The organism is Pseudomonas sp. B21-019 (assembly GCF_024749225.1).
Lineage (GTDB): Bacteria > Pseudomonadota > Gammaproteobacteria > Pseudomonadales > Pseudomonadaceae > Aquipseudomonas.
The window spans coordinates 2,262,695-2,285,271 of record NZ_CP087193.1; the positions used below are offsets into that span (position 1 = coordinate 2,262,695).

Below are 22,577 nucleotides of genomic sequence, written 5' to 3' on the forward strand. Positions count from 1 at the left end.
GTGGCGGTGATTGGTGGCATTGGCGTTTCTGGAATGGGTGAGGCTGGGAGGTGGGGAGTTTATCAGGATTGGGCTTGCGGGGCTCAGGTGAGTCTAGCGGAGGTAGTTGAGAGCGAGTGAGAACAGGAGCGGGAGGGGTTGAGTGACTTGCAACAAAGAGCCATCGATATACGGACACCCCTGTAAGTTAATGCGTGGTGTTCGCGTAATTGCTTAGTGAGGTCAGTACTAAGTAGTAGCTAATTTTTTAATGTATGCGGCGAGCTCCAATTAATGCCATTGATGCTTGATTTCCTGCCACTGGTCGTCTGAAAGCCACTTATCTGCCGCCGGAAAGAAAATATTCTCCTCGGCGTCCATGTGATCGTAATATTTTTTGATGAAGTCATCGATAGTGTCAGTAATTACTCTCGTTTCCTTAGTGGTATCCCCCAACATCTTCAACTGCCCAGCAATGCGCTCAAATGCCTGATGATCTCGCTCGATATCCTTGACCCGTTGGTGGATCGGCGCCTCAGTCTCTAGCAAGGCCAGCCGAATAAGTTCTTCATTTTCATGGTGGTGTCGCTCTGCATCACCATGCAAGGCTTCCAGCATCGTGAACAACAGCTTGCAGTCATCAGTTTCATCGGGTTCATGTCTGATTTTCCTCAGCAACTCTTTGATCTGAGTAATTTTTATAGCCACTTCGTGATGATAGGTCAGAAGCTCTTTCAACAAAACGTTCATGTCAAATCCTCGTTGCGATACCAGTAGTTCGCAAGGGTATCTACACATTTAAATTTCAATAATTTCAATATCTTATTAAGCATGCTCATTAGCACTATTTAATCTTTTTAGTATAGGTGAGCGCAAAGCCCTCGCGGCAGTAAATTTGCCACCCTTGGAAAAAATTGAAATATCAAGTGTATGTTATATGCACTATTGATCTGCCGGATGTCCTCCAGCGAAAAAGGAAGGAAAAGCAGCGCCAAAATCGACAACCGCTAGGTGGAAAATCAATTCCGGAGAAAAGCAGAAAGGGGAGGGGTTGAGCGTCTTAGTACGAGTAAATAAATCCGTCCCTCAGGGGCGGATTTATTTTGCGTATGAAATAGATCTGTCCAATTTTTACCATCCAAAAGATGGTTTATCTTACCTTTTTTTGCATTCCTCAAGCTCGTTTTGGTTTTTCAATGTCGTAGTCACACCTAACCGATATGTACAGTACTGGATGACCAACTGTCGCTCCGTGTCACTTAGCTCACTCAATTTTTTGTCATCTGATTCGTACGCGAAAATATTTTCAAACTTAATCTGAAATGTCGGATATTTCTTGATGAAAAATACTTTTTCCGGGTAGGAGTCTTCCATCCTTTCGTAAAAGCCGATGTAGAGGAAGGCGACGAGTATGGTCGGAACAATGATAAGTAGAAATTTCATGATGCGGGTGGTCGTAACAGTTTGGTTTTAATTCGAAGGTTTCTCACCAGCTCCATCCCAATGTTGCCGGGACAAATCTTTCCTTCCCCGGCTTGCATGGGAAATTCCCGGTGTCCACCCAAAGTCGTCACCCTGAAAACGCTGGTCAGGGCTTGAATTAAGTTCAGTAGGGTGTCGATTTGTATGGCTGGGATTTTCTGGTCCATATTGCCGTTGATGGCTTCAAGAGCCTGACGGGCAAGGGCAACCACATCGCCACCTTCATCGGCGGTTGTCAAATTTTCTAGCAAAACGATGCCAATTACGCCCGTGTTGTAATTATGTACGCTTGAGCCTTTGAACCGGATGTCGCGTCCTTCGAATACTTTACCCATACAATCGATGCCGTAGTGATAACCGATGTCATCGAACTTGGCCTGGTGCTCGCTCTGAATCGCACGCATCTGTCCTGCGCCGGCACCACAGCCGACACTTCTACCGGCATGGTGAAGTGCGATCATCGAGTAGTCCCAGTCATCGACCATTTCGCCTTTTGCTTTATGCGCTCCCCAAGATGATCGTTCTATAAACTCACCATTTTTGCGGACGAGTCTGAGGATCGCTTCTCTGGTAGCAGCTCTATCGTTGACGGTGATGGTAGTGGGCGCCGCTGGTTCTTTGGGTTTGACTTCGGTTGCTTTTGCTTCAGTCGTAAATTGTTCAGCCATATTTGATCAGTCCGTGAGTTCGTTAAGCGTCCGAGCTGGAGAGGTAAAGTCAATGCTCACAGAAATAGTGGCATCTTTGATGGGGGTTTTGACGTGCGCGATTCCTGCGCTATCGGTAATGCCAATGATCTTTTCACCGTTAACGGTGGCAGTGAAACTTCTTCCGGCTAAAGGTTGACCGGTTTCGCTATCGACGATGCTGAAGCTGTGTCCGTAGGTTTTTTGCAGTAAAAGTGGGAGTGGGGGCGTGAACGGTGCTGGTGTATGCGAATCACCGATGATCACCGTGCCCGAGCCACCAATCACGACGTCGCCATGGGCGCCGACAGTGCCGACCAGTGCGGCGTTTTTGCCATTGATGAAGACCGTTGCTGCTACGGCCGAGGCCAAAACACTGCCACAGGTGCAGGCATCGCCTTTGGTCGCGGCTGCAAGACCGTCGAAGAACACGTCGGGAGAACCAGAGGCGATGGCTTTTGGGCCGTGCCCAGGCATGGGGCAACTGGTGGGGTCGGTGATACGTGCGGCGGGCTTTGCCATGTTTGACTTCCTGTCAACGAATTTACCGGGGGCGACTGTATCAGAGTTGCTTTGAAAGGTGGCTAAGGCGCGAGGAGCTCACGCTCCCCACGCCGATGTGCAGCATTAATTACTCAGACAGCTCAACCTTATCCAACGCCTGATTCACCGCCAGTTCCCCCAACATAACCACTTGCGCAATACCCAGCAGAGTTTTGCGCTGGGTCCCCTCCAGCAGTGCAGCAAAATCATTGAGCATAACTGTGGCCGAGCCCAATGATTCGCAGGCGTTGGCCAGCAGGGATTCGGTGTTGTACTTCGGGTTGGCGAGGAACATGCGCTCGGGTTCGTTGGACGTGGCCATGATCTGACCGGCCGGTTTGAGATAGTGGTCGAGGGCGCGTTCAGCGGCGGCGTTGAGTTTTTTTGAGTCGAGTGATTCGTAAGGGGATGTCGGGTCTGTGACCGGCGGGTTGGGTGTGGCCTTGAACATGGTGAAACTCCTGATTATTCATTAGGAGCTACCAGCATCACTTGCAGATGATGGGTGGCAGCTATGCGCGGGTCTGCAAGACCGGGAAACCAGGAACCCGGCAGACCCGAAGGTCTCCCGCACAAAGCCGCCATTGAGCGGACACAAACGAGTGTCCTACGGTAGGGCTATGCGACTGGTATTCCGGCGGGCTTGCAGACCCGATCACTGATGAGCAGTGACGGGAATCAAGTTACCGGCGGGAGCGCCAGGCGCACAGCCGGCGGATTCTGGCGCAGTCGTAGGCAACGACGCAAGGCGTTGTAGCCTTGGTGAAGTAACGGTGAGTGTCTTTAAACGCTCATCTAAACAGGTGGGTCGCTTCAGAGAAAACAAGGATGCTGAACCAACGCTGTCGCTCAGTAATGTTTCATCAAGTTGGGTAGGCTCGCGGCATAGGATGACCACCTAAGACCGTGCTGCCTTACCTCCAGCCCACAGGAAACAACAAGATGATCTCGAACCTCTTCAAAGCCATGCTGATCACCGGTGCTTTGCTCTTGAGCGCCTGTTCGGGTGTGAGCACCAGTTCCTGCTTTTCAGAAGGCTGCCAACAATTCGATGGTCATAACCCCAACAAGGTGAACTTTGGTGGGAGCGCGATCGGCAACAGCTTTAATGAGTACAGCTCGGGCTTGCTGCACGACTAATGCATGACGCAACGGCTGGGGTGCTTTCGCCGTTGCGTGATTTGCCTGATGAACCGCATGTTCTGACTTTACGACTGCTGCGCAGCCGGACGCAGCCTCGCAGGCTCGACAGCTGCTACGGTCGAACGCAGGCTGCGCCAGCTGCTATGTATGGACTAACGGGCTATTTAGCCTCTGGCACCGCGATCCACTGACCGAGGATTTTCTGGTAATTCCCTGTCACCTTGGCCAGGTGCAGCCACTGATCGACATACATCTTCCAGCTGATGTCATCCCGTGGCAGCAGATATGCCTTCTCGCCGTACTGCATGTATTGCGTCGGGTTGACCGCGCACAACCCCGGTTTGAGTTTCTGCTGATACAACGCTTCCGAGGCGTCGGTAATCATCACGTCAGCCTTCTTGTCCAGCAGCTGCTGGAAGATGGTGACGTTGTCGTGCAGCTGCAATTGCGCCTTGGGCAGGAAGGCGTGGACGAAGGCTTCGTTGGTGCCGCCGGCGGGTTCGACCAAGCGAACCGAAGGCTGGTTGATTTGTTCGAGGGTCTGGTATTTCGCCTGATCTTCGCAGCGCACCAGAGGGATTTTGCCGTCGACGTCCAGGGTGGTGCTGAAGAAGGCTTTTTTCTGGCGTTCCAGGGTGACGGAGATGCCGCCGACGCCGATGTCGCATTTGCCCGCGAGCATGTCGGGCATCAGGGTTTTCCAAGTGGTCTGGACCCACTCGACCTTCGCGCCCAGGCTGTCGGCCAGCGAGCGGGCCATGGCGATGTCGATGCCCGAGTATTCGCCGTCTTCACCTTTGAAGGTATAGGGTTTGTAGTCGCCTGTGGTGCAAACGCGCAGTAGGCCTTGTTGCAGGACGGTGTCCAGGTGCGAAGGGCTTTGCTCTGCCTGAGCGCCGCAGGATAGAGCCAGCAGGCCACAGAGCAGCATTGTGCTTTTTATGATTTTCATTGTTATCGGGCTTTTGTGACAGAGTGGGGTTCAAGCGGAAGCAGTGTAGTGAAAGCGCTTCTCGGCTGTCATCTACTGTCCCAATACCCCATTCACTCCAGCGCATGATACGTGTCAGGCAAGGCCCGACACGTATCCCTCTACATGAGTTGTTTATGCACAAGCCACGGACTTCGAACTCTTAAGATGCGCTTCAATCGAGTTGCTAGCCGAGTGCACTCTTACTCCCTTGAGTTTATCGAGTGGCGGGTCTTTCCAAAGTTTTGATGCGTCGATGGGAAGGATGACCTGTATAGCAGCCCCTTGGGGCGGATCAGCAACAAAATCGAAGTCCTGAATGCCGTCTGGTGGGAACTGAATGTAAACCCGCGGCTCCAGTCTCGGGTTTGTCCATCCACCAGAATTCACCAGGCCAATTGCCGATATGTGTAGCTGCGGTGGGTTTGATTTAAGTATCTTTAAGTCGACATCCACCACTTTCATTACTTCAGCCATTTTCGAACTCCTTTCGATAATTGCGCCGCTTTTTTCACCTTGGCGCTTGGGTGTTGAACCCTCTGGCTTGAAATCTAGTGTGGTTAAACGCTAGTAAAGGCCCCTCACCCTGTCCACTGACTGCTCTGGCCGGTCATCGGATGCTTTCATTTCCCTACTGGGCACCCATTTCCGGGCTCAGCGTTCCGAGCCAAGCCACCAATCCCACGATCAACACCGCCGCCGCCAATTCCACCACCACGCTGCGCCGCAACGCATTGGCGGCGACCGTGTATTGCCCGTCCCGCAACGACCGCTCCAGAAACGGCCCGAGGTGAAACCGGTTCAACGCGGCGAGCACCAGCATGCCGGCAAACAGCACCACTTTGACGAACAGCAGAATCCCGTAAGTGCTGAGAAACACCTCGTCCAGCTTCGGCCCAACGATGAACAGATAATTCACGACTCCCGTCGCGGTGATGACCACGACGATGGCCGCGCCAATCGCCTCAAACCGATTGACCGCGCGGGCCAGCAACCTGAGGCGCGCTTCGGTTTGCAGGGCGTTGATCTTCGCCATCAACGCAAACGCCAGCAACGCGCCAAGCCAAGCCCCCGCCGCCAGCAGGTGCAGAATGTCCGCCGTGAAATGCCAAAAGCGACGATTGCCTTCATCCATCGCCCCATGTCCGCTCCAGGCCAGGCTGGCGAGGGCAACAGCACCGGCAAAAGCCGCGACCCATAAACTGAAACCAGATGCACGGAGCATCACCGCTAAGCCAGCGATCACCAGCGCAACAATGCGAATCCCCCAAGCCAAGCCGACATCCGTCTCAAACAGCATCATCTCGATGTGCGGGCGTAGCTCGGCGAAGTCCGTTTCACCGCTCATGGCACTTGTCATCATCACCATGCTGGCGACGGACAACACCGCGCCCAGCAGCGCCGTCCCCGCCAACATCGACCGAAACGGCAGCACCGCCCCAGACACCCGTTCCTGCCCTTTAAGGCTATACAAGCCAAAAAGTGCTACCCCGAACAACAGCATCAAATCCATATACAACGCAAACCGCAGGGCAATGCCGACCGAGTCGCTCATCAATCACTTCACTTTGAACGTAACGTTGCCGGTGATCGGGTGAGTGTCCGAAGACACGGCGCGCCATTCGACTTTGTAGCTGCCGGTGGGCAGGGGCGAGAGCGGGGTGATGACCATGGTTTTCGGGTCGCTGCCGCCGGAGACTTTGGCTTTCATCGGCATGGGGGAATGGGCCATGCCGGGCATTTCGGTCATGACCAGTTTGGCGCCGGAGAATTGGGTCATGAGGTTTTCGGAGAAGTGCAGCTCGATGTTGCTCGGTGCTGCGCCGTCCGCGCCTTCGGTTGGGTTGGAGGAGAGCAGTTTCGGGTGGGCTTGAGCCAGTGCGCTCATGAGCAGCCCGGTGGAAAGTGCGATGGCGACAGCGGTGGTTTTGATGGTGCGCATGCAAGGCCTCTTACCGCTTTAAGCGGTTGGTTTTTAGGTTTTTGAGTTGAAATGTTTAGAACCACAGCCGAACGCCGACGACCAGTCGGGCTTCGCTGCGGTCCTCGCCTTCGTCCCTGGCGTAATCGGCGGTTTTGCCGTAGGTGCGGTTCCAGGTCACGCCGATGTAGGGCGCGAATTCCCGGCGGATTTCATAGCGCAGGCGCAGCCCGGCTTCGGTGCTGGAAAGTCCGGAGCCGATGCCCCGTTGTGGGTCGTTTTTGCCGTAGACGTTAAGCTCGGCGGTCGGCTGCAGAATCAGCCGATTGGTGAGCAGGATGTCGTAGTCACCTTCCAGTCGTGCAGCGGTCTGGCCGCCTTCGCCGATGAATGCGGTGGCCTCGGTTTCGAAGTTGTACAGGGCCATGCCTTGCACGCCGAGCGCGGCCCAGGTTTGCGGGGCGCCGGGTTTGAAATCCTGGCGCACGCCGGTCACCACGTCCCACCATGGGCTGATCGCGTGGCCCCAGAGGGCCTGGACTTCGGCATCTTCGGTTTTGCCATTGACGCGTTCGCCTTCGGAGCGCAACCACAGGCGATCAACGTCGCCGCCGATCCAGCCAGACAGATCCCACGCCAATGCGCTGCCGTTATCGGCGTCCTGCCATTCGAGTTTGTCGGCGAGGAAGTAATAGTTGAGCGCACTGTCGTGCATGTCATGGCCGGCGGGGCTGACGAAAACGGCGGCACGGTCGGCGTCGGTCAATGCCGGGATCGGCGTGCGGCTTTGGGTCGGTGCGGCGGGCTGCATTTGCCCGTAATCCTCGCTCTGCATCTGGCTGTGATCCATGCCCGGCATCTGGCTATGGTCCATGCCCTGCATGTTGTCGGTGGCGGCCATGGCCGAAGAGAGCGTCAGGCCCACGGTAACGAGGGCCAAAGAGATCGGAGTGAGTCTGGTCATGGGTAGCGCCTTATTCTTCCACGCGAACTTCACGGAACATGCCCATTTCCATGTGGTACAGGAGATGGCAGTGGTAGGCCCAGCGGCCGAGCGCATCGGCGGTGACCCGATAGCTGCGCTTCGATCCCGGCGGCACATCAATGGTGTGTTTGCGCACCATGAACTGGCCGTTCTCGTCTTCGAGGTCGCTCCACATACCGTGCAAATGAATGGGGTGAGTCATCATCGTGTCGTTGACCAGCACCACTCGAACCCGCTCGCCGTACTTGAGTCGCACGGGTTCGGCATCAGAGAACTTCACGCCGTTGAACGACCAGGCGAACTTCTCCATGTGGCCGGTCAGGTGTAGTTCGATGGTGCGGCCGGGCTCGCGGCCGTCCGGGTCTTCGAAGGTGCTGCGCAGGTCGGAGTAGGTCAGCACACGGCGGCCGTTGTTGCGCAGGCCGATGCCCGGGTCGTCGAGTTTTGGCGTGGTGCTCATGGCTTGCATGTCCACCAGCGGGTTGTCTTTTTCCGTGTCGGGATGGGATTGCATCCCGGCCATCCCGGCCATGCCACCCATGGCCATGCTGCTGTGATCCATTCCGGCCATGCTGTCCATGCCCTGCATGTCGCCGCCGTCCATGCCCTGCATGTCACCACCGTTCATACCTTGCATGTCACCGTGGTCCATCCCCGCCATGTCACCGCCCATGCTGCCGTGATCCATGCCGCCCATGCCCATGTCATCCATGGTCACCAGCGGTCGCGGATCCAGCGCTGGAATCGGCGCCGACAACCCGGCCTTCACCGCCAGGGTGCCTCGCGCATAACCCGTTCGATCCATCGACTGGGCGAACAGGGTGTAGGCGTCCTGGGTCGGCTCGACAATCACATCGAACGTCTCCGCTACCGCGATGCGGAACTCGTCGACGCTCACCGGTTTGACGTGTTGGCCATCCGCCGCGACCACGGTCATTTTCAAACCCGGGATGCGCACGTCGAAGTAGGTCATGGACGAGCCGTTGATAAAACGCAGGCGCAGCTTTTCGCCGGGACGGAACAGGCCGGTCCAGTTCATGTTCGGCGCCTGGCCGTTCATCAAGTAGGTGTAAGTGGCGCCGCTGACGTCGGCCAGATCGGTGGGGTTCATCTTCATCTCGGCCCACATCTTGCGATCGGCCACCGTGGAGCCCCAGCCTTTCTCGCTGACGTCGTGGATGAAATCGCCCACGGTGCGTTTGTTGTAGTTGTAGTAGTCCGATTGTTTCTTGAGTTTTTTCATCAGGCCGACGGCGTCTTCGTCGGTCCAGTCGGTGAGCATCACCACGTAGTCGCGGTCGTACTGGAACGGCTCCGGCTCCTTGGCGTCGATCACCAACGGCCCGTAAACCCCGGACTGTTCCTGAAAGCCCGAATGGCTGTGGTACCAGTAAGTGCCGTTCTGCCGGACCTTGAACTGGTAGACGTACATGCCATCCGGTTCGATCCCGTGAAAACTCAGGCCCGGCACGCCGTCCATGTTGGCCGGCAGCAAAATGCCGTGCCAGTGAATGGACGTGCTGTCCTTGAGTTTGTTTTTCACCCGCAGCGTGACGGTGTCGCCTTCACGCCAGCGCAGTAGGGGGCCGGGAATGCCGCCGTTGATGGTCATCGCGGTTCGAGGGTTGCCGGTGATGTTGACCGGGGATTCGCCAATGAACAGGTCGAAGTCGGTACCGGCCAGCACATTCGGTTGGCCGGGGCTGGTGACCGCCCATACTGGCGTGCGCCACAGCCCGAGGCCAGCGAGCACCCCGCCAGCGGCCAGGCCCTTCACGAAGGTGCGTCTTGAGGTGTTGGAATGCATGCCGTTTTATCCCGTCCGTCAGCCTGATGAAGCCCTCAGGTCCATCCTGAGCGGAAGGAAGAGAACTCAATGGGGAGGAGGCTAACGGGCGGTGCCTTTCAGCAGGCTGAGGCCAAGATTACAGTTTTGACAGTTTCACGCGGTGTTCAAGGACTGCTATTGGACCTGGACGAATCCGCCACGGTGGCGTTACCGCAATTGATATACGAAGAAGACTTCAACCAACGCTGATCCGGGTAGTAAGAAAATAACAACTGCCCATCCTTCATCGAGTCGATCAGCCGATGTGCAATCGCAGGCCTCACCGCCGGGCAGCCGAGACTTCTGCCAATCCGGCCATTGGCCCGCGCCAGGGCAGGGCTGACGTAAGGCGCGCCATGAATGACGATCGCCCGTTCGAAGGCGTTGTCGTTAAAACCCGGTTCCAGACCTTCCATGCGCAGGGAATAACCGTTCTGCCCGACATAGCTGGATTGGGTGCGGTACAAACCCAGGCTGGTGGCGTAGCTGGCATTCTGATTGGAGAATTGGCTGGCCATGTTCTCGCCACTGTTGCGACCGTGGGCGACCAGTTCATGGAACAACAATTTGCGTTGTTTAAGGTCGAAAACCCAAAGACGTTGTACGGTCGAGGGCAGGGAATAATCGATCACTGCGAGTCTCTGCGCCGGGGACGTGCCTTGGGCCCGGCTGCATTGGGAGGCGCGAACGGCCAGGGCAATGACTTTGGCGTTGGCATCGGGGGCCGCTTTGACCAAGGCAGCTTCAAGTGAATCGGCGTAGGCTGCCGGTAATGTAAAAAAAGCAGTCAGCAGCAGGGCCGTCATTAAGCAGCCAAAGCGGTGTGGGGCCATATGCAAGTCTCATCTGAATATTTCGAGTCTAGCAGCGCGCACGACGCTAGCCGGTTGAAAACGGGAGATTAAGGATTATCCATGGCGCAGTTAACAAGGTTATTCGTCATAAGCCGCATATTTTTTATGGGCTTTCTGATAAGCGGCACGGCGATCGCGCAAACTTCGCCGATTGAGCCGCTATCTCCCGTAAGTACTGTGGCTGAAGCGGCACCCGGCGATTATGTCGGCCAGGCGATTCAGGCGGAGTTGGCGCCATTGAGTTCGGCGTTTCCGCCGCTGCTCACCTCGCCGCGTCATCAACGGGTCGATGTGAACCGAGTCGTGCTGGATTTTTATAGCCATCGTGGCTATCGCGCCGCCTGGACGGACGATGACGATGTCGCCCTGTTGTTGAAAAGCTTGGGTGATACCCAGGCCGATGGCCTGAACCCCGCGGATTTCCGGATCGCCGAGTTGGCCGAGGCCCGCACGTTGATGCAGACAACCACCCCAACCCCCGGGCAACGGGCAGCCTTTGATATCTCCGCCACCCGGACGTTCATCACGGCGCTGCTGCAGTTGCGGCGCGGCAAGGTCGACCCTTCGCGGTTGGACATCCACTGGAACTTCGATCCCGCTGGCGTCGATCCTCGGGAGGACGTCAATAAGTTTTTTGCCGCCCTCGACAGCCATGACATTGCGCGCGCCTTCGCCCAGGCGCCGCCCCAAGAAGCGGTTTACGGCACGTTGCGCCATGGCCTGGCGCAACTGCGCAAGGTTCGTGATCGGGGTGGCTGGCCAAAGATCCCGGAAGGGCAGACGCTCAGGCCCGGCATGGACGACGCCTCGGTCGCTCTATTGCGTACGCGTTTGGCGGCGGGCGGTTATCTCGCCGCGCAAGGGACTGCTCGCACCGACTACGACGACGCCGTCACTGCGGCGGTGAAGAAGTTTCAGACCGAGCAATACCTTGGGGCGGACGGCGTAGCGGGGCCGGCGACACTCGCGGAGCTGAATGTACCGGTCGAGGCGCGAATCGATCAGGTGCGGGTGAACATGGAGCGGGCGCGATGGCTGCTGTACAAGCTTCAGGGCACCTTCGTCGTGGTCGATATTGCCGGGTATAAAGTCGCGTTCTATCGCGATGGCAAACCGATCTGGCGCTCACGGGTGCAGGTCGGTAAGCCGTTTCGCAGCACGCCGATTTTTCAATCCGCGATCACCTACGTCACGTTCAACCCCACCTGGACCGTGCCACCGACGATTCTGCTCAAGGACATGCTGCCGAAGATTCGCGACAATCCTGGTTACCTTGAGGCAAGCCGGATTCGGGTGATCGATCGAGATGGCAATGTGCTTGATCCGTCCACTGTCGATTGGGACAACCCGCGCGGCCTTACCTTACGGCAGGATGCGGGGTCGGATAACTCGCTGGGGCAGGTGGTGATTCGTTTTCCCAATGAGTATTCGATTTATCTGCACGACACGCCGCATCGAGAGTTGTTCGCGAAATCCAATCGCGCGACCAGCTCCGGCTGTATTCGGGTAGAAAACCCGCTGCAATTGGTGGAGCTGTTGTTCAACGATCCGGTTCACTGGAACAGCGAAGGGATTCAAAAACAGTTAGCCAACGGCAAGACAGAGAACATCAGGCTCCCGGTAAAAGTGCCGGTGCTGTTGGCCTACTGGACGGTGGACCTGAGTCTTGATGGACGCGTGACATTCAAGCCCGATGTATATGGATACGATTCCCCGGTATTGCGGGCGTTGAATCGGACTTCGGAGCCGCCGGCGCTGGACGGGAGGCGAGCGGCGCCTCCCTCGGTAGCGGCGGAGCAGAGCAATTTGTAGGCCTTAAAGCCCCAAGCCTTCCTGCACGGCCAGCAGCAAATTGTGTTCCGTCAGCGCGATCGCATCCGGTTGTTGTCCGGATTGTTCGCTCGCCTGGAGCCACCACTGCGTCTCGCCGTGTTCGTTCACGGTTCGTAACAAGGCGAGTTCCTTGCCTGTCGAGTGGATTTCGATCCGCCCGGCACCGTCGACGGTGAAGCGCGCGACGGGGTCGAAGGTGATGCCGTGGTGGTTGCCTTCGATCAGCAGTTGGTCGATGGCATAATCGTAAGTCGCACCGTCCGGCGCACTCTCGAACACATGGGTGGAATTGCGTCGCAGCTTCAGGCCCACCTCGATCAGTGGTTGCAGCCAGGCTTCGATCTGGTGATACAGCTCGTAGACCTGGGCGGGCCAGCTGTCGATGGCTTGATCGGCGATGGTCGCGTCGGCACTGGTTTGCCGGGATTGTTTAAGCTTCGCGGCGAGCTCGTCTACCTTACTCATTTCGATTTCCTGTCGTGATGTCAGTTAATCGTAGCTCCTTCAAGGTCATGTGGTTTTGCCTTGCGTCATGGAATTAAAACACAACCATTTATCCCTCAATCCTCTGTTTATCCCGCACAACCCCGTAGACTACGCTCAAAAAAATAGGGGCTTTGGGCCGTTGCCCATGTCTTACCCTTCCAGGACTCACTTTTGCCTATCCCCATTCACGATCCGCAGCACGCGTCCGGCGGTGCCTTGAAGCGACTGCCTTTGCTCAAGGCCGCGGTGCTGTTCATTGCGGCGGTATGCCTTTGTCTCTGTGGGCTGCTTTACCTGCAACTGGAGCAGTCGCGTCGGCACGACCTCGCGTTGGCCGAGGTGTCGTCGTCGAACCTGACCCGGGCCATGGCGCAGCAGGCCGAAGACACGTTCATGAAGGCCGATCTGGTACTGACCAGTCTGGTGGACTGGATTCAGGCTGAAGGTTTCGACGCTGCCCAGACGCCACGCCTGCAGAAAACCTTCGCCCGGCGGGTGCAGGCGCTGCATCAGTTGCACGGGATATTTCTGTTCGACAGGCAGGGGCAATGGGCCGTGACGTCGTTCGAGGATCTACCCCGCGGGGGCTGGTGTGGCGGATCGCGAGTATTTCAGGTTTCACCAGCAAAACATCTCAACCCTGGCGCACATCGGCCCGGCAATTCGTAGTCGGGAAAATGGCGAGTGGATCATTCCGGTTTCCAGGCGGATAAACGATCAGGGCGGTCATTTCCAGGGTGTGTTGCTGGCCGGGATCAAGATGTCGTACTTCGATCAGTTCTTCAAAAGCTTCAGCCTCGACGACAACGGCGCGATGTTTTTGGCATTGACCGATGGAACACTGCTGGCGCGGCGGCCGTTTGTGGAATCGCAGATCGGTACGTCATTGGCTAAGGGCGAGATTTTTCAGAAACTCTTGCCCAACGCCACGTCCGGCAACGCCATGATCGACTCGGTGGTCGATGGCATCCCTCGGCTGTATGGCTACCGTCAGCTCGATGCCTATCCGGTGGTGGTCGCGGCGGCATCCTCCAAAGACGCCGTCCTCAAGGACTGGTACGACACGGCGATTCAATCCGGTGTGATCGTCGCTCTGGTTGTCCTCGGCGTGGGGTTGTTCGGTTGGGTGTTTATTCATCAGGTTCGCGCGGGCGAGCGCATCGAGGCGGATTTGCGCGAGGCGCAGAAAACCCTGGAGCTGATCGCCACCCACGACAGCCTGACCGGGTTGGCCAACCGCCGCTTGTTCGAACGGGCGCTGGAGAAAGAGTTCGGGCGCGGTGCCCGGCGGTCGAGCTCGCTGGGGCTGATTATGCTCGATATCGATTACTTCAAGCGCTACAACGACACTTACGGTCATGTGGCCGGGGACCATTGCCTGGCCGAAGTGGCGCGGGCCCTGAAGAGTTGCTGCCACCGCAAAGCCGATCTGGCGGTGCGCTACGGCGGTGAAGAGTTCGCGGTGTTGCTACCGGACACCGACATTCATGGCGCGCTGACGATCGCCGAGCAAATCCGCCGCAGCGTCATGGACAAAAACATCACCCACAGCGGTTCGCCCACGGGCTATCTGACGGTCAGTCTTGGCTGTTATTCGTTTGTGCCGACGGCGCACGACAGCACCGAAATGTTGATCAAGCGCGCGGATGCGGCGCTGTACCAGGCCAAGCACTCAGGGCGAAATCGCTCGGCGGTGTTGTCGATGGAAGGGGGCGTCGAGGCGCTGATGCGCTCGGATCGATGACGCTTTCCACCATGGCTGGGGGGTAAAACGATGCACACTGCTACAGTCCAGGAGCGATGATCAGGCATGCCTGCTATGGTCAGTGCAGAGAGCCTGGCTGTCACACCTGACCGACCGGGCCCACCGGTCTCATTCCGATCGGGCAATCGATTGACAGGATCAAGTGCATGGATTTGTCTGCCGTTACCACCGCTGCACCTGCACGCCATACCCCGATTACCCGCAACCTGATGTTGGTGGTCGGTCTGTTGTTTGTGGTTGGGGTGCTGATCGCGCTGATCGCCCTGTTCAGTATTGCCGGGCGGCTCGATGCCGAGGACCTGGCCAAAACCACGTTTTATACCCAGCGCGCGCTGGAAAACCGCATTACCGCCACGAAAAACTACATCGCCAGTTATGCCGACTGGACGTCGGCCTACGATCACCTGAACGGCGAGGTCGATGTGCAGTGGGCCTACGTCGAGCAGAACATGGGTAAAACCCTGTTCACCATGGACCACTACGAGGGTGTTTTCGTGGTCGATGTTCAGCGAACAAAATACGCCGTGGTGCGTGGGCTTCAGGTGCAGGACGAGGCGGCGGCCTATCTGTCGACCTCGATGGCGACGATCATTGACGAGGTTCAGGGTCAGGAGAACCTCATCAAACCCGTCAGCCACTACACCTTGTTCGAGGGCAAACCCGCGCTGCTGTCGGCCGCCGCGATTGTGCCCAATGACGAACGCCCGGCGGTCGATCCCAAAAGCACTTCGGTGCTTATATACGTCGACCAACTGAACCCTGAAAAGCTCAGCACCTTGAGCGTCGATTACGGTTTGCACGACTTGAGCCTGACGCCCGACAACGTCATCGCTCCCGGTCAGCCCGCTATTGCCCTTGCTGGTACCGGTTACAGTCTGGTCTCCCGGCTCGAGCGGCCGGGTCATCAATTGCTCTGGTCGCTGCTGCCGCCACTGGGCGGGGCGCTGTTGGTTCTGGCGTTGTTGACCGCTTACTTCTTTCGCTATGTCCTGCGCACGTCCGGGCATGTGGATGCCAGTTACACCAGCCTCGATTTGTCGAACCAGGCGTTGGAGGCCAGTGAAGAGCGTTTTCGTGCGGTAGCCGAGGCCGCGTCCGACTGGATCTGGGAAATCGACGATCAGCATTGCATCACTTATCTGTCGGGACGCTTCAGCACCGTCACCGGGTTCTCCGATCAGCAGTGGCTGGGACAGAACATCGGGCAATTGCTCCATTGCGATACGACGCCGTTGTCGCTGTGGCTGAACAAACTCGATGAAGAGCAAGCCGTCAGCCATTTGCGCTGTTCCTACCGCGATCAATCGGGGCAACAGCGGGTCTGCCGGGTGTCGGCGCGGCCGATCCAGCGCAAGGGCGCGGTGCTGGGCTATCGCGGAACGGCCAGCGACATCACCGACGAAGTTGCCGCCCATGCGCAGATCCAGCATCTGTCATTGCACGACGCCCTGACTGGCCTGCCGAACCGCAACAAATTGGCGCGTTTTCTCGATGAGGCGCTGGCACTGAAAGAGCAGTCGACGGCGCTGACGTTGTTGATGATCGACCTGGATAACTTCAAGCCGATCAACGACTCCCTCGGCCACCCGGCCGGCGATGCGGTATTGCTGGAAGTCGCCACCCGTTTGCGCGAGTGCACACGAGACATTGACCTGGTCGCCCGATTGGGCGGCGACGAGTTCGTGCTGGTGCTCCATGGCATGGACAGCCACGCGGAAATCGACCGGTTTTGCGAGCACTTGCTCGATAGCCTGCATCAGCCGATTCACTACGACCATCACTCGCTGCACATTGGCGCGAGCATCGGTATCGCCTTGAGTCGGCGCCAGGGGCACATTCCGCAGGAGCTGATTCGGTGTGCCGATATCGCGTTGTATCAGGCCAAATCCGATGGCAAGAAGACCTGGTGCTATTTTGCCGCACACATGAACGATCAGATCCAGCATCGCCGGCAACTGGAAACCGACCTGCGTCGGGCGATCAAGAACAACGAATTCGTGATGCATTACCAGCCGCGTTATCACGTCGATGGCAAGCGCATCGTCTCGGTCGAAGCGCTGCTGCGCTGGCAGCATCCAGTGCAAGGCTTGTTGAGCCCCGACGCGTTTATCCCGCTGGCCGAGCAGACCGATCTGATCGTGCCCTTGGGCCGCTGGGTGCTGCGCGAGGCGTGCGAGACGGCTCTGACCTGGCCCGGTGCGATGATGGTGTCGGTCAACCTGTCGCCGGTTCAATTCGCCCGTAGCGATGTGATCGAGGACGTGCGCGAAGCGTTGATCCAGACCCGCTTGCCTGCCAGTCGGCTGGAGCTGGAGATCACTGAAAACGTGATGCTCATCGACGTCGATGGCGCCTTGGCGACCATGAATGCACTCAAGGAGTTGGGCGTGCGCCTGAACATGGACGACTTCGGCACCGGTTATTCTTCGCTGGGTTACTTGCGCACGTATCCTTTCGACGGGATCAAGATCGACAAGCGCTTCATTTCGTCCATGGGCAGCGGCAGCAACGATCGCGCCGTGGTGCAGGCGATCATCAACCTGGGCAAGGCGATGGGCCTGACCGTGACTGCCGAGGGTGTCGAGACGCTGGAGCAACTGGACTTCCTGATCCTGGATCAGTGCCATGAAGTGCAGGGGTTTTACCTCAGTCGCCCGGTAGACAGGTATGCACTGCTGCCGTTGCTCAAGGCCTCGCAGGAAGACTTTGCGCAGCAGGGCGCGCACCTTTAGTCGCCTGTTTCCTTGTTTGCACGATGCCGGCGTCGACGCCTGGGTTCGCAACGAGCCGCATGCCAGCGATCACGCGCCGACATGGATTCGATTGGGTTCACGCAAACGGCGATAGATTTGGCACGTGCGGCGATTGGCGAAATCAATTATCGGCCCGAGCGCTTTTTCCCTTATACATGGCGGCCATCGGCGGAGCGATCCGCGGGCTCCATGCATAAGGATTGAGCGATGAGCGAACCACGACTGACAAATCTTGCGCTGTACCTGCAACGCCTGGGCTTCGACGCGCCCCCGGCGCCGACCCTGCAAACCCTGCGTCAACTGCAGTTGCGCCACACCGGTGCCTTCCCGTTCGAAAACCTCACCACGCTGTTAGGGCAACCGGTACTCATCGACCTGCCGTCCATCGAGCAGAAAGTCCTGCACGACGGCCGAGGCGGTTACTGCTATGAACTCAACAACCTGTTCCTGGCCTTGCTGCAAACGCTGGGTTTCGAGGCGCGCGGCATCACCGGCCGCGTAGTCATGAACCAGCCCGAAGGCGCATGGACCGCACGCACTCACCGCTTGAGCCTGGTGACCCTCGACGGCGTGCGCTACATCACCGACGTCGGCTTCGGTGGCATGGTGCCCACCGCGCCGTTGATGCTCGACACCGGGGCCGAACAGCTCACGCCCCACGAACCCTATCGTATCGAACAGCATGCGGACGGCTACACCCTGCGTGCCAACGTTGGCGGTGAATGGCGGGCGATGTACATCTTCGATTTGCAGCGTCAGGAAGACATCGATTACACCCTCGGCAACTGGTACGTCTCGACTCATCCCGAATCGTCCTTCGTCAAACAACTGATGGTGGCGCGGACGGGGGAGGGATGGCGACGCACGCTGAACAACGGCAGTTTTGCCATTCACCGCATGGGCAGTGAGAGCGAGCGGCGGCAGGTGACGGATGTGGATGAGTTGATCGGGTTGCTGGAACGTGAATTCGAAATCCGAGTGCCGGCGAAGGAGGCGTTGAAGCTGGTGCTGGAGCGGTTGATCGAGCCGGTGCCGCAGGCAAACTGAGCACCACGCGAAGGGGCGGATTTGATCAATCCGCCCCTTTTTCATTGGGCCGACTCAAGTGCGAGGTTTGTGCCTAGGAACGAACTTCATGCTCCATCACGTGATGGATTTCGCTGAGGGCTTCTGACAGTTTTTTCTCCAGGCTTTTCAGCTCCGACGCGGTTATGCCTTTTTTGAACTGCCCGACATTTGCAACAGCAGCGTTCTGATCGGGCTTCGCCGCTTTGCCTTTATCGCTGAGCAACACCTGGCGCAAGATGTTGTTGATCGCAGTCTGGTAGCCATATCCCTCGCTTTCTGCCAGAGCGCGCGCAGCCTCTATGACGACATCGTCGAGCATGATGGTGATTCGGGTCTTGCCTTTGCTTGTGGCAACGGCTCCACGCTTGGCGTTGCTGAAGTCGTATTCGTCTTTCATCGTTCAAGTTTCCAAATAGTGGCGACGCTCGCCTTTGGTGGCGATGCGTGCGGAAATGATTCGCACGAAATTCGGGTCGCGCCAGGTGTACGCAACGACCAGCAAGCGACCTTTGGCATCCAGCCCCATGATGATCCACCGCTGCTCATCATGATGGTCGTCCTGAAAAGTCAGGGCTCGTTCGTCATAAAACACTGGTTCTGTCTCTGCGAGGCTGATGCCTTGATGTTTTAGTTTGTTGGCCGCGTTCTTTGCCCTGTGATACTGAATCTCGAATGACTTCATTATGCATACTTTATATGTATAAGCGAGGAGGCGTCCGTGCCGGCGGTCGCTTGGAAAGCAAAAGATTAGCGGTGAGGAGGGATAGGGGCGCAGGGATGTATTTCAAGACGTTTGGGGCTGGAGGCGCTATGGCCAAAGCGTGGCGTGGACAAGTGTCCATAATCTGACTGGATAGTTGTATACAACTCTATAGACATTTGTCCTGAGTATTGAATACAGTGTGCGCACAACAAAAACCAGGGAACCTCCCAACCATGAAAACGCCCCATGTTTCACACCAACGGCCTGAGGACGAAAACCTCGGGATCGGCGCGAATATGGCTTATGGCCTGCAACACGTTCTGACCATGTACGGCGGTATCGTCGCGGTGCCTTTGATCATCGGCCAGGCGGCCGGGCTCTCACCGGCGGACATCGGTTTGTTGATTGCTGCTTCATTGTTTGCAGGGGGGCTGGCGACATTGCTGCAAACCCTCGGTTTGCCGTTTTTCGGCTGTCAGTTGCCGCTGGTGCAGGGCGTGTCGTTCTCCGGCGTTGCGACCATGGTCGCGATTGTCAGCAGTGGCGGGGAGGGCGGCTTTCAGTCGATTCTCGGGGCGGTGATTGCCGCGTCGCTGATTGGCTTGCTGATCACGCCGGTGTTCTCAAGGATTACCAAGTTCTTTCCACCGCTGGTGACCGGCATTGTGATCACCACTATCGGCTTGACGCTGATGCCGGTGGCCGCGCGCTGGGCCATGGGTGGCAACAGCCATGCGCCGGATTTCGGCAGCATGGCGAACATCGGTCTGGCGGCGATGACGCTGGTGCTGGTGTTGCTATTGAGCAAGATCGGCAGCGCGACCATTTCCCGTTTGTCGATCCTCCTGGCGATGGTCATCGGCACGGTCATCGCTGTGTTCCTCGGCATGGCGGATTTCTCATCCGTCACCCAGGGCCCGATGTTCGGCTTCCCGACACCGTTCCATTTCGGCATGCCGACCTTCCACTTTGCCGCGATCCTGTCGATGTGCATCGTGGTCATGGTGACCCTGGTGGAAACCTCGGCCGACATCCTCGCTGTCGGTGAAATCATTGGCACCAAGGTCGACTCCAAACGTCTGGGTAACGGCCTGCGCGCTGACATGCTGTCGAGCATGATCGCGCCGATCTTCGGCTCCTTCACTCAGAGCGCCTTCGCCCAGAACGTCGGGCTGGTGGCGGTGACCGGGATCAAGAGCCGCTTCGTGGTGGCCACAGGTGGTGTGTTTCTGGTGGTGCTTGGATTGCTGCCGTTCATGGGCCGGGTCATCGCCGCCGTGCCGACCTCTGTACTCGGCGGCGCCGGGATCGTGCTGTTTGGCACTGTCGCCGCCAGCGGCATTCGGACGCTGTCCAAGGTCGACTACCGCAACAACGTCAACCTGATCATCGTCGCCACTTCCATCGGTTTCGGCATGATCCCCATCGCCGCCCCGAACTTCTACGACCACTTCCCCAGCTGGTTCTCGACGATCTTCCACTCGGGCATCAGCTCCTCGGCGATCATGGCCATCGTGCTGAACCTGACCTTCAATCACCTCACGGCCGGCAACTCGGACCAGCAATCGGTATTTGCCGCCGGTACTGAACGAGTCCTGCGTTATCAAGACCTGGCGGCGCTGCGGGAAGGGGACTACTTCAGCGAAGGTAAACTGCGCGACTGCGACGGGAATGAAATTCCGGTGGTGGAGACGGATCATGGGCATGCCGAGCTGCGTGCGGTGCATGCGAAAAGCAGTGAGCATGTCTGACTGGCGATCGGGGGGGGCGACCGATTCAGTTGTCGGTCAGGTTGACACTCGCTCCACGCATGGTTGAGAATCGAATTCGAGGTCTGCAATTGCGCATCCTTGGGCTTGGCCTCCAGCATTGGCCCCCCATCTTGTTGGCAGCAGAGAAGCTGGCTCCCTCTGAAGTAGTGACGACTGGCATGCCGGTCGGATTCTGAACCCAAGGTCATTTGTGGCCAGGAGCTAAAGAATCGCTGCGACTACTCCTCGAAAATTCAAAAGGCGTCCATCAGGACGCCTTTTTTATTGCTTGGGATCTGGTTTGGCGATTGTGCCGACCAGGGTGCCTTCTGCACGTCTCTTGGGATACCAGGTTACGACGTAGTATCCGAAGCCGCGACGCTCATTTCGAGGCTCCAGAATGAGCGAGCCGGTAGGATTTTTAAGCACGGCGACTCTGTGATCACCTCTCATTTCCTTGAACTCACAGTAGATGGCGCCGCCGGGTACGATCATTTTGGCGATGTGGGCTGCCACGTCATCAATGGTGTGGCAGCCAAATATTGCCAGGTCGGTCTTGTGGGCTTCCCAGACATGTCGAACGCCAAATCCTTTGTTGATGCCTTTGTGAATTCCGACCCGCAGGAATATTTCGCCACCCCGTAAATTGAACCTGGGCATCTCGGGAAGGGTGCCAAAGCTCAGTGAGCCGCCAGGGTGAGGGACAAGGACGTTCTCCTTGAGTTTGAGTAACTCTGACACGTGAACGATCCGGGGATGTTGGCAGGCGAGAGGCGCTATTCATAACGCACAAGTTCGCTGCTTTACAGTCAGCATCCGGCCACTATGAAAGTGGCTATTGATGCTCTAGTCCAGGGTTTACGGGGGCTCAGGCGAAAGCCTGAAACACGGCTACAGAAAATCAGGAAGCTTCCTACTCTGTCGGGGTAGGGAATTCATAGGATCGTGTCTTTTCGTCAAGCACAAAAAAGCCCCTGAATCTTTCGATTCAGGGGCTTTTCGATTTTGCTGTCTGGCTCCACGACCTGGACTCGAACCAGGGACCCAGTGATTAACAGTCACTTGCTCTACCAACTGAGCTATCGCGGAATGGCGTGTATGTTACTGATTCAAAAAGAGAAGTCAAGCCTCTGTTGGAAATTTGATGTTTTCATCGGATCAGAGGGAGGTTTATCGGCCATTGGCGGTTACCAGAAGCGCGGTAGAGGTCTACCATGGCCGCCCGGAAGTGGTGACACGCGCTGCCGGCCCTCAGCCGAAAAGGTACGCGCCATGAATCACCCAGCCTTCACACCCCGAAACAGTGGGGTGTTCGCATGAGCATCGCTCAGATCAGCCTGCCCAAAGGTGTCGGCCCACACGCCGAGAAACTGTTCGACGCAATCACTCAGGCCAGCACCGCTGACGAGCTGAACCGCGCAGGCGGCAAGGCCGAAGGTTTTGTCCTGGGTCTGGAAAGCACCAAGGCGATCAAAAGCCAGGTGGCCGAGTCGCTTTATGTCGCCTATGACGACGCGGCCAGCCAGCGAGCGAGCGAATTGGCCTAACCGCCAAAAGTGATGGTGCCGAGCATCAGCTTGGCATACAGCATCGTGGCGGCCAGTTGCACCAGCCACAACGCCAGGCCGCCAAGGAACACACCCGCGGCCACTTGCAGCACCAGGTTTTTACCGCGTTTGGCCGAGGAGCGGGGCACGAAGTGGTCCAGCTCGTCGCGGTCGGCGCGTAGGTCGTCGTTTTTCATGTGGGGTTCTCGCAAGAATTCTCGGGTGTACATAAAGCTTGTGGGAGTTTAAAGGGCGCAGCGGCTGCTTTGAGATTTATCTG

The 22,577-nt window shown here is 57.4% G+C and carries 22 protein-coding genes, 1 tRNA gene and 2 pseudogenes; 8 read left to right on the forward strand and 17 right to left on the reverse strand.

Annotated elements, in window-relative coordinates:
• Positions 1 to 270: 270 nt before the first annotated feature.
• From LOY36_RS10120 to LOY36_RS10140, 4 genes are all read right to left on the reverse strand, one after another.
• Positions 271 to 729, reverse strand: coding sequence for a hemerythrin domain-containing protein (locus tag LOY36_RS10120; RefSeq protein WP_258673234.1), 459 nt, complete (start codon positions 727 to 729; stop codon positions 271 to 273).
• Positions 730 to 1,418: 689 nt separating this feature from the next.
• A complete protein-coding gene (locus LOY36_RS10130) occupies positions 1,419 to 2,129 on the reverse strand; it encodes a peptidoglycan recognition family protein (protein ID WP_019649364.1) in 711 nt (236 codons plus the stop codon).
• A gap of 6 nt (positions 2,130 to 2,135) precedes the next feature.
• Positions 2,136 to 2,669 carry a PAAR domain-containing protein gene (locus tag LOY36_RS10135; RefSeq protein ID WP_019649363.1) on the reverse strand — a complete coding sequence of 178 codons (534 nt, stop codon included), beginning with the start codon at positions 2,667 to 2,669 and terminating at the stop codon, positions 2,136 to 2,138.
• 109 nt (positions 2,670 to 2,778) lie between these two features.
• The gene (locus LOY36_RS10140) at positions 2,779 to 3,141 is read right to left on the reverse strand and encodes a DUF6124 family protein (RefSeq protein WP_019649362.1); all 363 of its coding nucleotides are present in this window, start codon (positions 3,139 to 3,141) and stop codon (positions 2,779 to 2,781) included.
• Between the two features lie 491 nt (positions 3,142 to 3,632).
• Between LOY36_RS10140 and LOY36_RS10145 the strand changes: the two genes are divergently transcribed.
• A complete protein-coding gene (locus LOY36_RS10145; protein WP_019582096.1) occupies positions 3,633 to 3,830 on the forward strand; it encodes a hypothetical protein in 198 nt (65 codons plus the stop codon).
• Positions 3,831 to 3,993: 163 nt separating this feature from the next.
• On the opposite strand, the gene LOY36_RS10150 is transcribed toward LOY36_RS10145, so the two are convergent.
• From LOY36_RS10150 to LOY36_RS10180, 7 genes are all read right to left on the reverse strand, one after another.
• A complete protein-coding gene (locus LOY36_RS10150; RefSeq protein ID WP_258673241.1) occupies positions 3,994 to 4,785 on the reverse strand; it encodes a transporter substrate-binding domain-containing protein in 792 nt (263 codons plus the stop codon).
• Positions 4,786 to 4,938: 153 nt separating this feature from the next.
• On the reverse strand, positions 4,939 to 5,280 hold the full coding sequence (locus LOY36_RS10155; protein ID WP_258673242.1) for a hypothetical protein: 342 nt from the start codon (positions 5,278 to 5,280) through the stop codon (positions 4,939 to 4,941).
• 154 nt (positions 5,281 to 5,434) lie between these two features.
• A complete protein-coding gene (gene copD, locus LOY36_RS10160; protein WP_258673245.1) occupies positions 5,435 to 6,358 on the reverse strand; it encodes a copper homeostasis membrane protein CopD in 924 nt (307 codons plus the stop codon).
• A 3-nt stretch (positions 6,359 to 6,361) separates the two neighbouring features.
• The gene (gene copC / locus LOY36_RS10165) at positions 6,362 to 6,745 is read right to left on the reverse strand and encodes a copper homeostasis periplasmic binding protein CopC (RefSeq protein WP_258673246.1); all 384 of its coding nucleotides are present in this window, start codon (positions 6,743 to 6,745) and stop codon (positions 6,362 to 6,364) included.
• A 55-nt stretch (positions 6,746 to 6,800) separates the two neighbouring features.
• The gene (locus LOY36_RS10170) at positions 6,801 to 7,688 is read right to left on the reverse strand and encodes a copper resistance protein B (protein ID WP_258673248.1); all 888 of its coding nucleotides are present in this window, start codon (positions 7,686 to 7,688) and stop codon (positions 6,801 to 6,803) included.
• Positions 7,689 to 7,698: 10 nt separating this feature from the next.
• Positions 7,699 to 9,516: a copper resistance system multicopper oxidase gene (locus LOY36_RS10175; RefSeq protein ID WP_258673249.1), complete on the reverse strand. Its 1,818-nt coding sequence runs from the start codon at positions 9,514 to 9,516 to the stop codon at positions 7,699 to 7,701.
• A gap of 146 nt (positions 9,517 to 9,662) precedes the next feature.
• Positions 9,663 to 10,370 carry a murein L,D-transpeptidase catalytic domain family protein gene (locus LOY36_RS10180; RefSeq protein ID WP_258673251.1) on the reverse strand — a complete coding sequence of 236 codons (708 nt, stop codon included), beginning with the start codon at positions 10,368 to 10,370 and terminating at the stop codon, positions 9,663 to 9,665.
• 81 nt (positions 10,371 to 10,451) lie between these two features.
• On the opposite strand from LOY36_RS10180, the gene LOY36_RS10185 reads away from it, so the two are divergent.
• On the forward strand, positions 10,452 to 12,203 hold the full coding sequence (locus LOY36_RS10185; RefSeq protein ID WP_258673253.1) for a murein L,D-transpeptidase: 1,752 nt from the start codon (positions 10,452 to 10,454) through the stop codon (positions 12,201 to 12,203).
• A gap of 3 nt (positions 12,204 to 12,206) precedes the next feature.
• Here LOY36_RS10185 and LOY36_RS10190 read toward each other — a convergent pair whose 3' ends face one another.
• Complete coding sequence (locus LOY36_RS10190; protein ID WP_018928117.1) at positions 12,207 to 12,689, reverse strand: hypothetical protein; 483 nt, start codon at positions 12,687 to 12,689, stop codon at positions 12,207 to 12,209.
• 192 nt (positions 12,690 to 12,881) lie between these two features.
• On the opposite strand from LOY36_RS10190, the pseudogene LOY36_RS10195 reads away from it, so the two are divergent.
• The 4 genes and pseudogenes from LOY36_RS10195 to LOY36_RS10210 all read left to right on the forward strand — a co-directional run bounded on the left by LOY36_RS10195 (position 12,882) and on the right by LOY36_RS10210 (position 18,275).
• Positions 12,882 to 14,454 (forward strand): annotated as a pseudogene (locus LOY36_RS10195) (diguanylate cyclase).
• Between the two features lie 167 nt (positions 14,455 to 14,621).
• Positions 14,622 to 17,207, forward strand: coding sequence for an EAL domain-containing protein (locus LOY36_RS10200; RefSeq protein ID WP_258673255.1), 2,586 nt, complete (start codon positions 14,622 to 14,624; stop codon positions 17,205 to 17,207).
• Between the two features lie 10 nt (positions 17,208 to 17,217).
• A pseudogene (locus tag LOY36_RS10205) lies at positions 17,218 to 17,322 on the forward strand (exodeoxyribonuclease III); the annotation flags it as partial.
• 113 nt (positions 17,323 to 17,435) lie between these two features.
• Positions 17,436 to 18,275, forward strand: coding sequence for an arylamine N-acetyltransferase (locus LOY36_RS10210; protein WP_258673257.1), 840 nt, complete (start codon positions 17,436 to 17,438; stop codon positions 18,273 to 18,275).
• Positions 18,276 to 18,348: 73 nt separating this feature from the next.
• Here the strand turns inward: LOY36_RS10210 and LOY36_RS10215 are convergent, their stop codons facing one another.
• Positions 18,349 to 18,693: a BrnA antitoxin family protein gene (locus tag LOY36_RS10215; RefSeq protein WP_258673258.1), complete on the reverse strand. Its 345-nt coding sequence runs from the start codon at positions 18,691 to 18,693 to the stop codon at positions 18,349 to 18,351.
• A gap of 3 nt (positions 18,694 to 18,696) precedes the next feature.
• Positions 18,697 to 18,978 (reverse strand): BrnT family toxin, encoded by a 282-nt coding sequence (locus tag LOY36_RS10220; RefSeq protein WP_258673261.1) that lies wholly within the window; start codon positions 18,976 to 18,978, stop codon positions 18,697 to 18,699.
• Positions 18,979 to 19,232: 254 nt separating this feature from the next.
• Between LOY36_RS10220 and LOY36_RS10225 the strand changes: the two genes are divergently transcribed.
• Positions 19,233 to 20,750 carry a nucleobase:cation symporter-2 family protein gene (locus LOY36_RS10225; RefSeq protein ID WP_258673262.1) on the forward strand — a complete coding sequence of 506 codons (1,518 nt, stop codon included), beginning with the start codon at positions 19,233 to 19,235 and terminating at the stop codon, positions 20,748 to 20,750.
• Positions 20,751 to 21,032: 282 nt separating this feature from the next.
• Here LOY36_RS10225 and LOY36_RS10230 read toward each other — a convergent pair whose 3' ends face one another.
• Positions 21,033 to 21,491 (reverse strand): hypothetical protein, encoded by a 459-nt coding sequence (locus tag LOY36_RS10230; protein ID WP_258673265.1) that lies wholly within the window; start codon positions 21,489 to 21,491, stop codon positions 21,033 to 21,035.
• A 272-nt stretch (positions 21,492 to 21,763) separates the two neighbouring features.
• A tRNA-Asn gene (locus LOY36_RS10235) sits at positions 21,764 to 21,839 on the reverse strand.
• Between the two features lie 227 nt (positions 21,840 to 22,066).
• Between LOY36_RS10235 and LOY36_RS10240 the strand changes: the two genes are divergently transcribed.
• Positions 22,067 to 22,297, forward strand: coding sequence for a hypothetical protein (locus LOY36_RS10240; protein ID WP_019649343.1), 231 nt, complete (start codon positions 22,067 to 22,069; stop codon positions 22,295 to 22,297).
• Here LOY36_RS10240 and LOY36_RS10245 read toward each other — a convergent pair.
• Positions 22,294 to 22,494, reverse strand: coding sequence for a hypothetical protein (locus LOY36_RS10245; RefSeq protein WP_258673267.1), 201 nt, complete (start codon positions 22,492 to 22,494; stop codon positions 22,294 to 22,296). The genes LOY36_RS10240 and LOY36_RS10245 overlap by 4 nt on opposite strands.
• Positions 22,495 to 22,577: the final 83 nt, after the last annotated feature.

Coding starts and splice junctions, on each gene's coding strand:
- LOY36_RS10120 (WP_258673234.1), bottom strand. CDS start 729: ATGAACGTTTTGTTGAAAGAGCTTCTGACCTATCATCACGAAGTGGCT.
- LOY36_RS10130 (WP_019649364.1), bottom strand. CDS start 2,129: ATGGCTGAACAATTTACGACTGAAGCAAAAGCAACCGAAGTCAAACCC.
- LOY36_RS10135 (WP_019649363.1), bottom strand. CDS start 2,669: ATGGCAAAGCCCGCCGCACGTATCACCGACCCCACCAGTTGCCCCATG.
- LOY36_RS10140 (WP_019649362.1), bottom strand. CDS start 3,141: ATGTTCAAGGCCACACCCAACCCGCCGGTCACAGACCCGACATCCCCT.
- LOY36_RS10145 (WP_019582096.1), top strand. CDS start 3,633: ATGATCTCGAACCTCTTCAAAGCCATGCTGATCACCGGTGCTTTGCTC.
- LOY36_RS10150 (WP_258673241.1), bottom strand. CDS start 4,785: ATGAAAATCATAAAAAGCACAATGCTGCTCTGTGGCCTGCTGGCTCTA.
- LOY36_RS10155 (WP_258673242.1), bottom strand. CDS start 5,280: ATGGCTGAAGTAATGAAAGTGGTGGATGTCGACTTAAAGATACTTAAA.
- copD (WP_258673245.1), bottom strand. CDS start 6,358: ATGAGCGACTCGGTCGGCATTGCCCTGCGGTTTGCGTTGTATATGGAT.
- copC (WP_258673246.1), bottom strand. CDS start 6,745: ATGCGCACCATCAAAACCACCGCTGTCGCCATCGCACTTTCCACCGGG.
- LOY36_RS10170 (WP_258673248.1), bottom strand. CDS start 7,688: ATGACCAGACTCACTCCGATCTCTTTGGCCCTCGTTACCGTGGGCCTG.
- LOY36_RS10175 (WP_258673249.1), bottom strand. CDS start 9,516: ATGCATTCCAACACCTCAAGACGCACCTTCGTGAAGGGCCTGGCCGCT.
- LOY36_RS10180 (WP_258673251.1), bottom strand. CDS start 10,370: ATGGCCCCACACCGCTTTGGCTGCTTAATGACGGCCCTGCTGCTGACT.
- LOY36_RS10185 (WP_258673253.1), top strand. CDS start 10,452: ATGGCGCAGTTAACAAGGTTATTCGTCATAAGCCGCATATTTTTTATG.
- LOY36_RS10190 (WP_018928117.1), bottom strand. CDS start 12,689: ATGAGTAAGGTAGACGAGCTCGCCGCGAAGCTTAAACAATCCCGGCAA.
- LOY36_RS10200 (WP_258673255.1), top strand. CDS start 14,622: ATGGATTTGTCTGCCGTTACCACCGCTGCACCTGCACGCCATACCCCG.
- LOY36_RS10210 (WP_258673257.1), top strand. CDS start 17,436: ATGAGCGAACCACGACTGACAAATCTTGCGCTGTACCTGCAACGCCTG.
- LOY36_RS10215 (WP_258673258.1), bottom strand. CDS start 18,693: ATGAAAGACGAATACGACTTCAGCAACGCCAAGCGTGGAGCCGTTGCC.
- LOY36_RS10220 (WP_258673261.1), bottom strand. CDS start 18,978: ATGAAGTCATTCGAGATTCAGTATCACAGGGCAAAGAACGCGGCCAAC.
- LOY36_RS10225 (WP_258673262.1), top strand. CDS start 19,233: ATGAAAACGCCCCATGTTTCACACCAACGGCCTGAGGACGAAAACCTC.
- LOY36_RS10240 (WP_019649343.1), top strand. CDS start 22,067: ATGAGCATCGCTCAGATCAGCCTGCCCAAAGGTGTCGGCCCACACGCC.
- LOY36_RS10245 (WP_258673267.1), bottom strand. CDS start 22,494: ATGAAAAACGACGACCTACGCGCCGACCGCGACGAGCTGGACCACTTC.